This is a genomic window from Sphingobacterium sp. ML3W (assembly GCF_029542085.1).
In the GTDB taxonomy this organism is placed as follows: domain Bacteria; phylum Bacteroidota; class Bacteroidia; order Sphingobacteriales; family Sphingobacteriaceae; genus Sphingobacterium.
The window spans coordinates 5,893,257-5,908,022 of sequence record NZ_CP107036.1 but is presented as its reverse complement, the minus strand read 5'-3'; the positions used below and the strand labels follow the sequence as shown (position 1 = coordinate 5,908,022).

The window sequence follows — 14,766 nt, the reverse complement described above, 5'->3', positions numbered from 1 at the left end:
TTATTTTTTGCATTCAAAGCATAAATCCATCTTAAATCTAGTTTTTTTCTAACATGTATAATGCTTCATTTTATATTCGACAATCCCTATTTATAATTCGTTTTAAAGGAATATTCATTCGATATGTTGAATACCTTTTACAGCTCAGCTATTTATAAACAAACGGAGGCATCGAATTTATGAATATTACATAATGACGACTATACAACATGAAGCCCCTAAAAAAAATTTTGTATTTTACTGCAATGACGTCTTCACTTATTCACGTTGGAATCCCGGAGATCCTGTCAACACAGTTGGAATTGACAGAACCATTCTACTTCATTATTTTGATGGAACAGGAACTTCATTTTTCGATAGATCTGGTGCCTTATCAATCTACTGCAAAAAGTATTTTATTTCTATCTCCTTTTCAACTGTTTTCAGTTCAAGAAAAATTACCTGAACATACGAAGGTTTTAAAATTTCATGGCGATTTCTATTGCATCGAGTATCATAAGGATGAGGTAGCTTGTAATGGTTTATTATTCAACAATATTTACCAGCAACCACATGTCGCATTGACGCAAGAGGCATTTCAGGAGATTGCTGCGATTATATACAAAATAGATCATTTAAAATATTCGTCCGCTTCCTTTGATCAAGCTATTACAAAGACCTACCTGCAGCTTATCCTCGCCATTGCAAGCAAACAGAAGATATTGACCAACAAACGATCCTTACCAACCACATCACGTAAGGATCCCATCGATGGTTTTGAACAGCTTTTGGAAAATGAGTACAAAAAACATAAAAGTGTCTCTTTTTACGCTGAATACTATAATCTGAGTTCTGCCGCTTTCACGAAAAAAGTGAAACAGAAATGGGGTAAATCCCCCTCCACACTTATTCAGGAACGTATTGTGCTTGAAAGCAAAAGGCTTCTCCACTTGACCACAAAGAGCATCAAAGAAATTGCGGCCGAACTACAGTACCTTGATGAGTTTTATTTCAGTAGATTTTTCAAAAAGATGACTGGTGTATCTCCTAAGGTCTTTCGCGAACAGGTCGGAGTATCTATTGTTGCCAAAAAGTCTATGTTATAACCTTATTTGTCCATGTTTTGACTACCTATTCCTGTCTAATTTTGCTTTATCCTTTAATCAGACAAAGTAAGATGGAAAAAATAATAAACATGTTCGCGAGAAGCCAAAACAGCTTTATCAATTTTGCCCGCATCGCGATATTTATCGTCATGGCCTGGATAGGTGGTTTAAAAGTGTATCAATACGAAGCAGATGGTATTGTACCATTTGTCATCAATAGTCCCTTTATGAATTTCTTTTACCACAACACCGGAAAATATGCCGAGGATAAAAATGGAAAACTGGTTCCTGAATATCAGCTATTCAAAAATCCAGAAGGCTTGATGGTGAAGAAAAACATGAGCTGGCATCAGCAAAATGGGACATATACCTTTGCTTATTTGTTGGGTTTTGTGATTGTTGTTATCAGTTCGATGACTTTATTGGGAATCTGGTTTCCAAAAATAGGTTTATGGGGCGCCATTTTTACGATAGGGATGTCCATCGTGACACTAACTTTTCTCATAACCACACCTGAGACCTTTGTACCAAAACTAGATGGTGATTTCCCTTCACCAAATGTTGGCTTTCCTTACCTATCCGCAGCAGGCCGTTTGGTAATAAAAGATGTTATTATGCTAGCAACAGGGATACTCATTGCTTCCGATAGCGCAAAGCGCATACTGGCCAATAAATCCACCTTCTAACTTGATGGTTCTGGCGTAAAAGGAACACTTGAATACGAAAAATAAGAAAATTATAAGCATTACTAAAAGAGAAAAAAGTAACTTACCGCAGCCTCGGCGGAACTTGTCGGATTCTGTGGAAAACCGAAGCCGGGCAAGTCGACTTCTATCTTATTTATTTTTCATTGGTATGCTCTAGATCACCACTAGAACTTGAATATAGGGCTATTTTGCAATTTTTTAAACATATCTCTAAAGAAATCACAACATCAATAAAACATCACTTAAAGAACAAATACTTATATAAACATAAAGATTAAATAATATATAAGATAAATTAAAACATGACATACTCTTTTAATGCTATATTATAACGAATATAAACAAAAAAAATATAAAAGCAAATTTTTAAACAAAATAATAATCTATTTTTTGCGCAAATTGTTGTTCAATTCGTTTCATGACGGATAATAACAAACACAGACTGGAATGGATTGGTTTACGCTTTCGCACAAGGCGTAATGAACTCTATTATTCTTTGAGAGATGTATCAAACCTGACAGGAATTTCCACTGGGACGTTAAATGGCATAGAAAAGGGCCGAGATCTCACCATGACCAACTTCCTCCTACTTTGTCATAGTCTTGAGATCCAACCCAAAGTTTTCTTTCAGGACGATATTACATTCAATCCGCCTTATTCACTCTCTCCTGACGTGCAAGAAAGAATCTCGATCAATAAGAAACTAGATCAGCTGGTTTACCACTCTGATTTCTTTCATCATCCCAAACGCGTAGCGGAGGTTCTAAATGAATTGGGGGTTGACAAAAGTCAAAGCAACAAGTTCTCCGTATATCTTTCCGCTTATTGCGAAGAAGGTGCACTTACATATGAACAACAAGGCAACTATAAAGAATACCGAAAGAAAGGTGACGTTACTTGGAAAATTCCCGAAAACGGTTAGCCCTTTTAAAAGTGCCCAGATCATTAAATCGAACACCGTACTTTTTCAGCACTTCCTGTGCTTTCTTGCGACCGATATGTCGCACATAGAAGGTTTCATTGACGACAAAGTGATGAATACTATGTGTCCAGCCAAAAAAGAAACAGAATAATTGCATCGGATATGTCCACCAGATGTTCAGAACCTGCGCCTGCTCGATCACATTCCCCTCTTCCACATCACCGAAATAATGTATATTGGAAGTGATAAAATGCAAGCAGAACTGCCGCAGTAAATTAGGCAACAGGATCGTATAAATAATCACATTTAGACTTATCAACATGTTATCCACATAGTGTGGAAAACTCAAATCCACGACAGAATATCCATTCAACCAATCCAATAACGCATCCACAAAGAAGAAATATAAGATGGCATGTGCAAAAATCGTCACAGGTACAATACTCAAAAACATGATCTGTTTCAATTTTGACGATGTCTCCACTTTCAGGTTTCCATTCTTGACTTCCCGATCCATATCACTAAACATACGATGTAAACGCAGTAGTCCACCCAAAACTACATCAGGCGTTGTCAACAGACGTTTAATTGTCCAACGTTCGCCATTGGTCACACTACGCTCCTCCACATCATGTAATGTCCCTGAAAATTTATGATGATGGTGGTGTAAGGTACGTCGGATCCAAGGGTTGACTGTCAGCGGACGTAAGATCCAAACGGTGAAAAGCATAAGATGATGCACAGTCTTCTGCTTTTTAAAATAAAGCCAATGAATAAGATCATGCTCGATTTCATGAAGAACCCCCATAAAAAAAGCATTCGCAACAATCATCAACCAGGTAGGAACAAGTGTTTTGTACCAACCTATCGATACAGCAAGGATAGCAATAATAGCAATTAAAAATATAGCCAATCCGATACTATTCTGAAGTTTTAATAGAGGATAAGCCCTTTTAAGCTGTTGATAGGAAAGATTTATCTCCTTTCTGATCTGACTCGACTTTTGCTGATGTGTCAATGTAATGTGATTTTGTATGCAAAAGTACTGATTTTTTTATTAGATGTACCTGCTACCCTTCCTGTTACAATAGGAAGGGGCACAAAAAATATTTATTCTATTTTTTTTCAAAAATCTGTAACATACTTCCCTGACCTCATACTAATTTGAAAAATAAACATATTAAACTAGACCATTATGGAAAAGAGATCTATTTACAACTGGAAAAACAACTTATTGGGAAACAAATCAAAGTTGTACAACAACGATACCCTGATCGGTTCATTGGAATCCAATGACTGGACTCTGGACGCCAACGTCTCTATCCGCTCAGATCAATATAGTTTTAAAAACAAAGGGCTTTTCAACCCTTATACGGAAATACGCAATAAACACGGTGAGCTGATCGGTGATATCGAATACAACAACTGGACAGGAGGGGCAACCATTAGTCTAATTGACAAAAAATACAAGTGGAGCACACGGAATATGTGGATGTCAGCCTGGAAAATTGAGGATGAACAAGGACAAATTGTTGAAGTAAGTCCCTCTGTTATGGGCAATGGAGGAACAATAGAAAGCATTGAAAACAGTGAGCTATTACTATCAATCAGTCTATATCTCCAAAAAAGAGTCGCGGTGATGTATTCGATGGTCGCACTTATTCCAATCTTCACAATACTTTTATTTTAAGCATCCTCAGGAGATTCATTTCCATATCATACCACATAAACAGGCATTTAGCCTGTTTTTTTTTGCCTACTGCAATTGATTCTGAATCATACCGGACGAATGCAAAAAGAGATCTATCGTGCCCAGCAATGAACAACAAGAAATCATATTCTTAGTTCTCCCGGACATTTGTGGTTTTCGGTCGTCTTTATTATATTGATGTCGTTATGTTATAAGATATCCAGTTTTCGAATAGAGAGCCAAAATAAAATACGACATTTGTACTGAAAGGAAACCAATTTGAAAACCTATGATATAATCCAAAGCAATGAAGTCATCCTTTGAACAACTTTTTACAGACTATTTTGTCCGTCTTTGTGTGTTTGTTTATCCGATGGTCAGTTCTGAAGAACTGGCAAAAGATATTGTGCATGACGCTTTTGTCGTGTTATTGGATCTCCCTGAGCTGCTCAGCAAGGATGCAGCTGTACAGAAAAGCTTCTTATACAGCACGGTCAAAAATATGGCTATGAACCACCTGCGCAGGGCCAAAGTCATTAATAAATACACGATGTTGTCAAATCATGACGAGCTAGATGACACAGACCTCCTTACTTCAATTATAAAAGCCGAAGTGATCAGTGAATTGCATAGGGAATTGGAACGGTTACCGAGCGGCTGCCAGCATGTCTGCCGTTTGATTTACCTGGAAGGTAAGAAATACGAAGAGGTCGCTAAGGAGCTAAACATCTCTGTCAACACCGTAAAATCACAACGGAAGCTCGCACTAAAAATGCTGCGTGAGAAGTTCACTTCTTTATCGATCATAAGCTTATTAAGCTTACTTACAACTCTTTATAAATAAAAAATAAATTTCACCTTTTTTCACCCACCCTTTTTTCTCAGTTAAGTTACTTAGCATTTAAATTATGATAGAATCCGATAAAATCGTATTGGCAGAGCTAATAGCGCTCAAGGCTAAAGGTATCGTCCTTTCTCAAAAGCAGGAAGAGGAGATCGCACAGCTATTGGAAAAATATCCGGTATCCAAGACGCTTATCGAAGAAATTCTTAACAATGGAACAATAGAGACTCCATTTGATATCCGTAAGATCAAAATGGAGGATGAGCTGGCACGTTTCCAGGCATCATTTCCACCACAGCGTTTACCCTGGTACCGATCTAAAAAGGTATATCTATGGACAGGGACTTTCGTCGCCGCATCATTACTGCTCGTCATAGGAATAAAATGGACTCAAACCTCAGGTACAGCAGATTATATCGTTAAAGATGACAGTTATGGACAAAAGAATGATGTATTGGCAGGCAATACATTTGCAAAATTGGCTATTGAGGGTCAGGATACCCTCTTTTTATCCGTAGATCCTGAACAACAATTGCAAACTGACTTATCCATCGCTAACAATTTCTTGATCTACAAAAAAACAAATCCGGCGGCTTCAACACGAACAAAACATAGCTTGATTGTCCCTAAACGGGCCACTTATCAAGTTGAATTGAGTGATGGCACAAAAGTTTGGCTAAAACCAGACTCCCGCCTTGATTATGATGCAAATTTTAGTGCAGGAGAAAGAAGAGTCAAACTGCAGGGAGAGGCCTTCTTTGTCATTGCCAAAGATCTCAATAGGCCATTCTTTGTCGAAAGCAATGGAATGGAAGTGAAAGCACTTGGCACACAGTTTAATATCCGATCTTACGGTGGCGCTAATCCGCTCGTCCAATTGACTGAAGGAAAAATAAAGGTAAAGGGCAAAGGAAAAGATATGACTATTGACGCAGGTCACCAGATTTTACTACAAGCACAGGGACTTGCTGCATTACCACTTCCGAATCCTGAAGAAGCAAGCTCCTGGAAGGATGGATTCTTCTCTTTTAAAAATAAAGACATGAGACAGATCATGGATGAAATCAGCCGCTGGTATGGTGTTCAATTGCAAATAGACTGTATACTGGATGACAAACAATACGAAGGTGGGATCAATAAAAATGCATCTTTAGCACAGATCTGCAGTACCCTAAAAGACTTGACAGGTTATAACTTTAAAATTGACAGCAACATATTAATAATCAATAAAACCTGAAAATGGAGGAAATAAAATGAAATAAAAAATACACAACCAATTATAGTATATGAAAGCAGAGGTACTGCAAATACCTCCGCTTTTAAGATTGAATTAACACTTTGTCAACCATTAATTCTTTACCAAATTATGAATAAAAATTTTTATTCAAAAAACTTTCTGTGCCCAGCGGATGGGAATAGATTTTTAAAAAACCTGATTAAGATGAAATTAACTGGATTTCTCATTGCGGCTTCTACTTTAGGTGCATCCGCATCCTCTATCGCTCAGGTAACCGTCAACGCACGGAATGAACAGCTAGAAAATGTACTCAAAAACATCACCAAACAGACCGGGGTACGTTTTGTCTATGCAGATGGTCTTTTAAAAAACCAAAAAGCAAACTTACAGGTCGCAAATGCGACCTTAAATACTTCACTGGACAAGTTGTTTGGCAATAGCAGCTATTCATACGTTATTCACGGAGAGACAGTCGTCATTAAAGGAAATGTTTCTGATGCTATGCAGAACTTAACCTTCAAAGGCAAAGTTGTTGACGAAAAAGGAGTGCCTATAGTCAATGTAACTGTACAGGAAGTCGGGGCATCCAGTGTCACGCAAACGGATGAAAACGGGGATTTCTTGTTGAAAGTATCCAGTAATACCGCCAAAATCCGTTTCAACAGCTTGGGCTATACCAGCCAGATTGTTTCCTATTCAAGTTCCGCTGTGACCATTTCATTGGTCGCTAGCCAAAGTATCATGGACGAGGTCGTTGTCGTTGGTTACGGTTCTCAAAAGAAAATTAACCTGACCGGTGCTGTGAGCACAGTCGGATCAGATGTCTTTGAGAATAGAATGATTACCAGTGTCGGTGCGGGTTTACAGGGAGCCATTCCCAACCTCAATATTGGCCTGGGCGATGGCAGGCCTGGATCTGGTGCCTCCTTTAATATTCGTGGGTACACATCATTAAGTGGTGGTGGTCCACTGGTATTGATCGATGGAGTACAGATGGATCCCAATCAGTTGAACCCCCAAGATGTCGAAAGTGTAACCGTATTAAAAGATGCCGCCGCAGCAGCAATCTACGGTGGACGCGCGGCTTATGGTGTTGTACTGATTACAACCAAGTCGGGCAAGTTCAATAGCAAAACAGCTTTTACGTATTCGTTTAACCAGGCATTCTCCAGACCGACGATCATTCCCAATACGGTCAATTCGCTGGAATATGTTGAGGCCTATAACTATGCCGATCGCAGTGGCAATCTTTCGGGTAGTGCCCGGGGGTCGGACGTATGGACAGATCGGGACATCGAAGGAATTAAGCGGTATATGGAAAACCCGATTCCCGAAAATGCCGTGTATATCGATCCGACCAATCCATCACGTTATCGTTATACAGGCAATACCAACTGGTGGAAAGAAATGTTCCCAGGATGGGCTCCACTCAATCAACACGATTTAAATTTCACCGGTGGCAGTGAGAAGATCCGTTACAATACATCACTAGGTTATCTGGGACAAAAAGGATTATTTAAAGCAGCAAATCAGAAATTTGAACGCTACAATGCCAATTTGGGCCTGGAAGCCAAAGTGACATCCTGGTTGGATTTAAACACAAAACTTCGCTTTAATCGCAAAGAGGATGATAAACCAGCCCCATCCGCGGCAATCAGTGGTATCTACGGCGACCGCATTTCTGCAGATTTAAGACCGATTATGCCAATCCGGCATCCCGATGGTCACTATGCCGGACAAGGAAACTTTACCAATCCTTTTGCAATGAATGAGTTCAATGGGCGTAATACCTATAGCGCTGACGATATCTGGCTAACAGGCGGTTTTAAGATCGCCCCGATCAAAAATTTTAAAGTAGTCGGTGACTTGACCTGGAACGCTTATCATTATAACAATAAGATCAATATTAAGTCATTTTCCGAGTATGGTGCGGTCCCAGAGGGAAAGGATATGACCAACCCCGATAATGCTATTTTGTTAGGTCCTTACCCGCACAACAAGACTCCTTTTGTCTATGAAGGAAATTCGAAGGATATTTATTCGGCCATCAATATATATGCTGAATATGAAAACACTTTTGCCCAAAAACACTATTTAAAAGCAATGGTAGGCTATAACCAGGAATCTAAGTCCTACAGTTCTTTTTCAGCACAGGCGAAAAATTTGATCAACCAGGATTTCCCTTACCTGGGTTTAAACAACGACGACAAACCCATTGTCAATTCAACACCGTTGGACTGGGCATTGATCGGACAGTTTTTCCGGCTCAATTATATTTTCGATGACCGTTACCTGATCGAAGTCAATGGTCGCTATGACGGATCCTCCCGTTTCGCTGCAAAAGATCGCTATGTTTTTAGTCCATCGGCCAGTGTCGCATGGCGCTTATCAAACGAAAGTTTTATGAGCTTTGCAAAACCTGTGGTCAATGAATTAAAAATTAGGGCTTCATACGGCACACTACCCAATCAGGTTATTGAAGCGGACAATCCCTCTATTGGGAACCTGTACCCCTATATCGCCACTATGCCGAAGGGTCTGACCTCTTACATTTTTGGTTCTGCAACGCAGGCCTATGTAACTGCCCCGGGCCTAGTCAGTTCCCTGTTTACCTGGGAAAAAGTGACCTCGAAGAATTTAGGTTTGGATTTTGTTCTTTTCAACAACCAGCTGAGCGGTTCCTTCGATCTTTATCGACGCGATACCAAAGACATGCTTGTACCGGGTCAGCCTCTACCGGCTATTCTCGGCGTTGGCGCCCCCAGACGCAATGCTGCCGATCTTAAAACAACTGGTTGGGAATTTGAAATTAAATACAGTAATTATAAAAACGACTTCAAATATTTTGCAAGTTTTAATCTGGCCGACAACAGCGCAGAAATTACCAGATATGACCTGAACCCAACAGGGCAGCTTGCCGACCGTTACGTCGGACAGAAGATCGATGAAATCTGGGGCTATACCTCCAATGGACTCTATCAAAGTGATGCCGAGGCCAATGATGGTCTGGATAAATCGCGTTTATTTCAGGGGACATGGCTTGCCGGAGATATCAAATTTGAAGATATCAATGGCGACAAAAAGATTAGCAATGGAAGCAACACACTAGCGGATCCCGGTGATCAGCGCATTATCGGCAATAGGACAGCGCGTTATTCCTACGGGATACGTCTGGGTGGGGAGTACAAAAATTTCGATCTTACCTTATTTCTGCAAGGTGTAGGCAAGCGGGATGCGAATTTGTCCGGGTCCTACTTTTATGCCTTCGGCGGCAGCGAATGGGATGTTCCAACAAAAAATCAGCTGGACTACTGGACCCCTGAAAATACGGACGCCTATTTCCCACGGGTACGCTTTGGTAACGGTGGCTTTGGTGTAAACTCGACGCGTTACCTGCAGAATGCGGCTTATCTGCGTCTTAAGAATGCCACCTTAGGGTATACGCTGCCGTCCTCCCTAACTGAAAGAATAAAAGTACAGCAGGTACGCTTTTTCTTCTCCGCAGAGAATATCCTGACATTTACGAAGATGTTCGGAAATTTTGATCCGGAACAATTGGATCGAACTTCATATCCACTTAGCAAAAACATTTCATTTGGTGCACAAATCAGATTTTGATCATGAAAAAAATAACTAACATACTCCATATATCGCTTGTTTTTGGCGCTTCGATCGTTTTATATAGTTGCAAAAATGACAGCTTTCTGGACCGTTTTCCAAAGAGTGAATTCAGTGAACCAACATTCTTTAAAACAGAAAACGACTTGAAGCTTTATGCAAACACCTTTTACAATAATCTACCCCAGGTAAATGACTATAGGTCTGATAATAATTCGGATAACATGCTGCCGTCTTCATCGGACCCACTTTTATCAGGCACCTATGCCGTCCCTGCTTCCGGCGGGGGATGGAATGCGGACAGCTGGTTGAATATACGCCGTTGCAACTATTTTCTCAAACGCTACGAAAATGCACAAACCAATAACCAGGCACTCTATGCCGCTGAGGTTCGCTTTTTCCGGGCACTGTTCTATTGGCAAAAGGTAAGCGATTTTGGCGATGTTCCGTTGGTACTCACTGACCTGGAGGATACCTCCGAAGAGCTCTATGGCCCCCGTGTCAACCGCAACCTTGTCATGGATCAGGTCATCTTGGACCTGGAATTCGCCGTACAAAATTTGCCCAATAAAGGCAGTGAGGAGACAGGACGCCTCAATAAAGATATTGCCAATGCACTCCTGTCACGGATTGCCTTATGGGAAGGAACGTTTCGAAAATACCATCAGCTTGGCAATGAAATTCCGGTGCTGCAAAAATCACTGGCCGCATCCGAAGCGCTTATCAATGCCGGCAAGTATAAATTATATACAACAGGTGCTCCAGATCAAGACTACTTCAATTTATTTATCCAGCAGGATCTCAAAAGCAATCCCGAAACGATTATGCATTGGGCCTATATCATTGGGACAACAACGCAAAATTACACCCGCCAATCAGGGGAAAGTAATACTGGAGCAACAAAAGATCTCCTCGACTCCTATCTCTTCAAAGATGGCAAACCCATTGGGTTAACGTCCTATGCTTATGACGATGCTTCTCCAGCTAATGAGGTAAAAAATAGAGATCCAAGGTATATCCAGTCTATAGCAACACCCGGATTTGTATATAACACCAATCCCGTGCTAACCTATGGTTTACCCAATATCGGAACATCCCAGACCTCAAGCGGTTACTGGCTGATCAAAGGCCGTTCAAGCGATCCGGCACAAATTGTCGCCAACCAATCCGATATTGATTCATTTATCTTTCGTTATGCTGAAGTCCTACTGAATTTTGCAGAAGCAAAATATGAATTGGGGGGTACTATTACACAAATGGATCTTGACAAAAGCATCAATCTATTGCGTAGTCGCGTTGGTATGCCAAAGCTAACCACTGCGGTGCAGGCGGATCCCAATGCAGTGAATTACGGCTATGCCGTGGCCCCTTTACTCTATGAAATACGAAGAGAGCGGCGCGTGGAACTGATCGGTGAGGGATTTCGTTTCAACGATATCAAACGATGGAAAGCAGGCAAGTTGATTGAGGGTATTAAAACTGTGCGAGGTATGAAACTCAATGCCAGTCTCCGGAGCCAATATACTTACGATGTAAGCAAAATTACTACCGACAACAATGCGTTGATTATTGTCAATACCAATTTTACCAATGGCCGTCAATGGAACGATAAGTATTATTATTTACCATTACCACTGGATCAGATAACATTGACACAGGGCAAACCCGGAGCATATAAACAGAATCCAGGCTGGCAATAAGGATAATAATCAGTCATTGACATGTTCATAAATTTAAAGACAATGAATACACGAAATAAAAGAATACTGGGGTATTTCCTCAGCCTGATCATACCATCGGTATTGTCTGCCCAGGATGCGCCCAAACCCTATGGGGTGCTTCCCACGGAACGGCAATTGCTATGGCAGGAAATGGAAATGTACTGTTTGATTCATTACACGCCAACAACATTCCAAAATAAAGAATGGGGATTTGGGGATGCCGATCCGGCAATTTTTAATCCGACCAAGTTCGATGCCCAACAGATTGTAGACGCAGCCGCAGCGGGTGGATTTAAAGGGATTATTTCCGTCGCAAAACACCACGATGGTTTTTGCCTATGGCCGACCTCAACAACACAATATAGTGTCAAAAGCGCTCTATGGAAAGGTGGCAAAGGAGATATGGTAAAGGAATTTATGCAGGCGACCCACCAAAAGGGGTTAAAGTTTGGCCTCTACCTCTCGGCCTGGGACAGACATGACACACGCTATGGTACTCCAGCTTACGCGGATGCTTACCGGGCACAACTGACCGAGCTAATGAGTAATTACGGCGAACTATTCACTTCTTGGCATGATGGTGCAAATGGCGGGGACGGATACTATGGCGGTAAGAATGAGAAGCGCAAAATCGACAGGGCAACTTACTATGCCTGGCATGAAAAAACATGGCCTATTGTCCGAGAAAAGCAGCCTTTGGCAGTGATATTTTCGGATATTGGACCGGATATCCGTTGGGTTGGCAATGAAAGTGGATTTGCCGATGAGACAAGCTGGGCTACTTTTTCACCCAAAGGTATAGACGGTCATCCAGCAGTACCGGGACAAGCTGATTACAAAGAGGCACCATCAGGAACAAGAAATGGCGCGCATTGGATTCCAGCGGAATGTGATGTACCCTTGCGGCACGGCTGGTTTTACCATAAAGAAGAAGACAGCAAAGTAAAAACACCGGATCAATTGTTTTCGATCTATTTGAAATCAGTAGGTCGGGGTGCAGCATTGGATCTTGGCTTAGCCCCTATGCCGGCTGGACAATTACATCCGAATGATGTCAAATCATTACAGGCTTTCGGAAAAAAACTGAAAGAAACCTTCGGTACTAATCTTGCCAATGGGGCGACAGTCAACGCTTCCAATCTACGCGCCAACTCGAAAAAATTTACACCTAACCTCATTCTGGATGAAGATAGATACAGTTATTATGCTTCTGATGACGAAGTTCTGAATCCTGAACTGGAGGTCGGTCTCGCAGGATCAAAAGAGTTTGATCTGATCCGGCTGCGTGAAAATATTAAATTAGGCCAGCGACTGGATAGCGTGGTCGTCCAAGCAGAGGTTAATGGCAAATGGGAGCATTTGGCTACAGCGACCAGTATCGGTGGCAATCGACTGATTAAACTACCGCATCCGGTAACAGCGACAAAACTAAAAATTCGGCTTTATGCCCCAGTTGCGCCTACATTGAGTGACTTCGGCTTATTCAAGGAATTTGTGGAACCATTTGCTTTTGAAAATACTTCGGCCAATTATACGAAATTGACAAGGAATGATTTTAAAATCAATACCAAACTACCGAAGAGCATCGATGCAGACCCTATGACGATAGAGGTGGTTAACGGAGTTAAGAATGCCATTGTGTTTGAATCGAAACAACCCGTAACGGCGATCGGTTATCTTCCCCGTCAGGATGGAAAGTCCGATGGAATGGTACTCAAGTATGAAGTAGCCACCAGCGATGACGGCAACAAATGGGCTATCCTCCATACAGGAGAATTTTCCAATATCCAGGCAAACCCAATTGAACAGACCATTCGTCTAAGTACCCCCACTAGTGCAAAGTTTATTCGATTTACACCCAAAGAAACCGTCGGAAAATCTTTTTCTGTAGCAGAATTTAGCTTATACAAATAGTTGCTGCACGAAACAGTATGGAAATAAAACGTTTTCTATTTACCATATCCTAAAAAACAGGCGAAATGCCTGTTTTTTTTTGCAGTAATCACAAACAGCGGGCCTCTTCCATTCAATACAAAAACTGGCCTTCAACTAGGATTTAACTAGGGGATTTCTTCTCATTTAATAGGGACTTCGTACGGACCTCATTCGGACTTTATACGGACCTCATTCGGATGAACACGTATAATCTTCCTATTATATCCCTGTCTTGTATCAATTAATTTACAATTAGTATACTGCTTGAGGCAAACTTTTCCCCTACTTGTCTGTTAAAAGAATCAAACCAATTATAAAAAATTATGGCACGAGTAAATAATGGAGCAAATGGTGCTCCATCCGGAAAGGTTGGCGCTGTCGTGTTTTGCAAATGGAAGGATATCACCTATGTACGTTCGCTTCCTAAAGTCAAGAAAGGAAGAAAACTATCTGACATTGAGAATAAAAACAGAAGTAAATTTGCCTTTACACAAACTTTTCTGGGTCAGTTCACCAAATTTTTCCGCTTAGGTTTTCAGCGATATAAGGAAAATATGACCGCATTTAATGCGGCGATGTCTTATCATCTTGAACATGCAGTCCTCCTCGGTGAACAGGGACCTGCAATCAACTATGAAAAATTTGCTATTAGCAGAGGACTGGAAAACATGATCATTTCCACATCCACCGAGATCGTAGACGACAAACTCGAAATAAAATGGGAGCCCAAAGTGACCAAGGAATTGCTGAACCATGAGTTAATTGACTTTAGAACCATGGTGCTCTTATTACCGGAAGATCCGATGCACACATCCGCCGGACTGCTGTTGGGAAACAGCATCGAACAGCGATCCCAGATAATTGAACTGCCTAAAGTCAATAGCAGTTCCATGTTTCACCTCTATCTTGGTTTCGCAGCAACAGATGGCAGCAATCGCAGCATGGATAGCGTTTATCTGGGTATAGTAACACTAGAAAAAGAATAATTTCTGAAACAGGAAGCATTC

The 14,766-nt window shown here is 41.0% G+C and carries 11 protein-coding genes; 10 read left to right on the top strand and 1 reads right to left on the bottom strand.

What is annotated here, in order from left to right:
- Positions 1-209: 209 nt before the first annotated feature.
- The 3 genes from OGI71_RS24415 to OGI71_RS24405 all read left to right on the top strand — a co-directional run bounded on the left by OGI71_RS24415 (position 210) and on the right by OGI71_RS24405 (position 2,714).
- A complete protein-coding gene (locus OGI71_RS24415; protein ID WP_282252662.1) occupies positions 210-1,085 on the top strand; it encodes a helix-turn-helix domain-containing protein in 876 nt (291 codons plus the stop codon).
- A gap of 71 nt (positions 1,086-1,156) precedes the next feature.
- The gene (locus tag OGI71_RS24410; RefSeq protein WP_282252660.1) at positions 1,157-1,771 is read left to right on the top strand and encodes a DUF417 family protein; all 615 of its coding nucleotides are present in this window, start codon (positions 1,157-1,159) and stop codon (positions 1,769-1,771) included.
- Between the two features lie 439 nt (positions 1,772-2,210).
- A complete protein-coding gene (locus OGI71_RS24405) occupies positions 2,211-2,714 on the top strand; it encodes a helix-turn-helix transcriptional regulator (RefSeq protein WP_282252658.1) in 504 nt (167 codons plus the stop codon).
- On the opposite strand, the gene OGI71_RS24400 is transcribed toward OGI71_RS24405, so the two are convergent.
- Positions 2,686-3,732 (bottom strand): fatty acid desaturase, encoded by a 1,047-nt coding sequence (locus tag OGI71_RS24400; protein ID WP_282252656.1) that lies wholly within the window; start codon positions 3,730-3,732, stop codon positions 2,686-2,688. The two genes, OGI71_RS24405 and OGI71_RS24400, sit on opposite strands and share 29 nt — an antisense overlap.
- A 177-nt stretch (positions 3,733-3,909) precedes the next feature.
- Between OGI71_RS24400 and OGI71_RS24395 the strand changes: the two genes are divergently transcribed.
- The 7 genes from OGI71_RS24395 (at position 3,910) to OGI71_RS24365 (ending at position 14,745) form a co-directional block, all read left to right on the top strand.
- Positions 3,910-4,404, top strand: a complete 495-nt coding sequence (locus tag OGI71_RS24395) for a hypothetical protein (RefSeq protein WP_282252654.1) — start codon at positions 3,910-3,912, stop codon at positions 4,402-4,404.
- A gap of 307 nt (positions 4,405-4,711) precedes the next feature.
- The gene (locus OGI71_RS24390) at positions 4,712-5,248 is read left to right on the top strand and encodes an RNA polymerase sigma-70 factor (RefSeq protein ID WP_282252652.1); all 537 of its coding nucleotides are present in this window, start codon (positions 4,712-4,714) and stop codon (positions 5,246-5,248) included.
- A gap of 64 nt (positions 5,249-5,312) precedes the next feature.
- Positions 5,313-6,485: a FecR family protein gene (locus OGI71_RS24385; protein ID WP_282252650.1), complete on the top strand. Its 1,173-nt coding sequence runs from the start codon at positions 5,313-5,315 to the stop codon at positions 6,483-6,485.
- Between the two features lie 204 nt (positions 6,486-6,689).
- Positions 6,690-10,103, top strand: a complete 3,414-nt coding sequence (locus OGI71_RS24380) for a TonB-dependent receptor (RefSeq protein ID WP_282252646.1) — start codon at positions 6,690-6,692, stop codon at positions 10,101-10,103.
- A 2-nt stretch (positions 10,104-10,105) separates the two neighbouring features.
- A complete protein-coding gene (locus OGI71_RS24375; protein WP_282252644.1) occupies positions 10,106-11,803 on the top strand; it encodes a RagB/SusD family nutrient uptake outer membrane protein in 1,698 nt (565 codons plus the stop codon).
- Positions 11,804-11,845: 42 nt separating this feature from the next.
- Positions 11,846-13,738 carry an alpha-L-fucosidase gene (locus OGI71_RS24370; RefSeq protein WP_282252642.1) on the top strand — a complete coding sequence of 631 codons (1,893 nt, stop codon included), beginning with the start codon at positions 11,846-11,848 and terminating at the stop codon, positions 13,736-13,738.
- A 344-nt stretch (positions 13,739-14,082) separates the two neighbouring features.
- Entirely contained in the window at positions 14,083-14,745 is a 663-nt protein-coding gene (locus tag OGI71_RS24365; RefSeq protein WP_282252640.1) for a DUF6266 family protein, read from the top strand.
- Positions 14,746-14,766 lie beyond the last annotated feature (21 nt).

Coding starts and splice junctions, on each gene's coding strand:
- OGI71_RS24410 (WP_282252660.1), top strand. CDS start 1,157: ATGGAAAAAATAATAAACATGTTCGCGAGAAGCCAAAACAGCTTTATC.
- OGI71_RS24405 (WP_282252658.1), top strand. CDS start 2,211: ATGACGGATAATAACAAACACAGACTGGAATGGATTGGTTTACGCTTT.
- OGI71_RS24370 (WP_282252642.1), top strand. CDS start 11,846: ATGAATACACGAAATAAAAGAATACTGGGGTATTTCCTCAGCCTGATC.
- OGI71_RS24380 (WP_282252646.1), top strand. CDS start 6,690: ATGAAATTAACTGGATTTCTCATTGCGGCTTCTACTTTAGGTGCATCC.
- OGI71_RS24415 (WP_282252662.1), top strand. CDS start 210: ATGAAGCCCCTAAAAAAAATTTTGTATTTTACTGCAATGACGTCTTCA.
- OGI71_RS24375 (WP_282252644.1), top strand. CDS start 10,106: ATGAAAAAAATAACTAACATACTCCATATATCGCTTGTTTTTGGCGCT.
- OGI71_RS24385 (WP_282252650.1), top strand. CDS start 5,313: ATGATAGAATCCGATAAAATCGTATTGGCAGAGCTAATAGCGCTCAAG.
- OGI71_RS24390 (WP_282252652.1), top strand. CDS start 4,712: ATGAAGTCATCCTTTGAACAACTTTTTACAGACTATTTTGTCCGTCTT.
- OGI71_RS24395 (WP_282252654.1), top strand. CDS start 3,910: ATGGAAAAGAGATCTATTTACAACTGGAAAAACAACTTATTGGGAAAC.
- OGI71_RS24365 (WP_282252640.1), top strand. CDS start 14,083: ATGGCACGAGTAAATAATGGAGCAAATGGTGCTCCATCCGGAAAGGTT.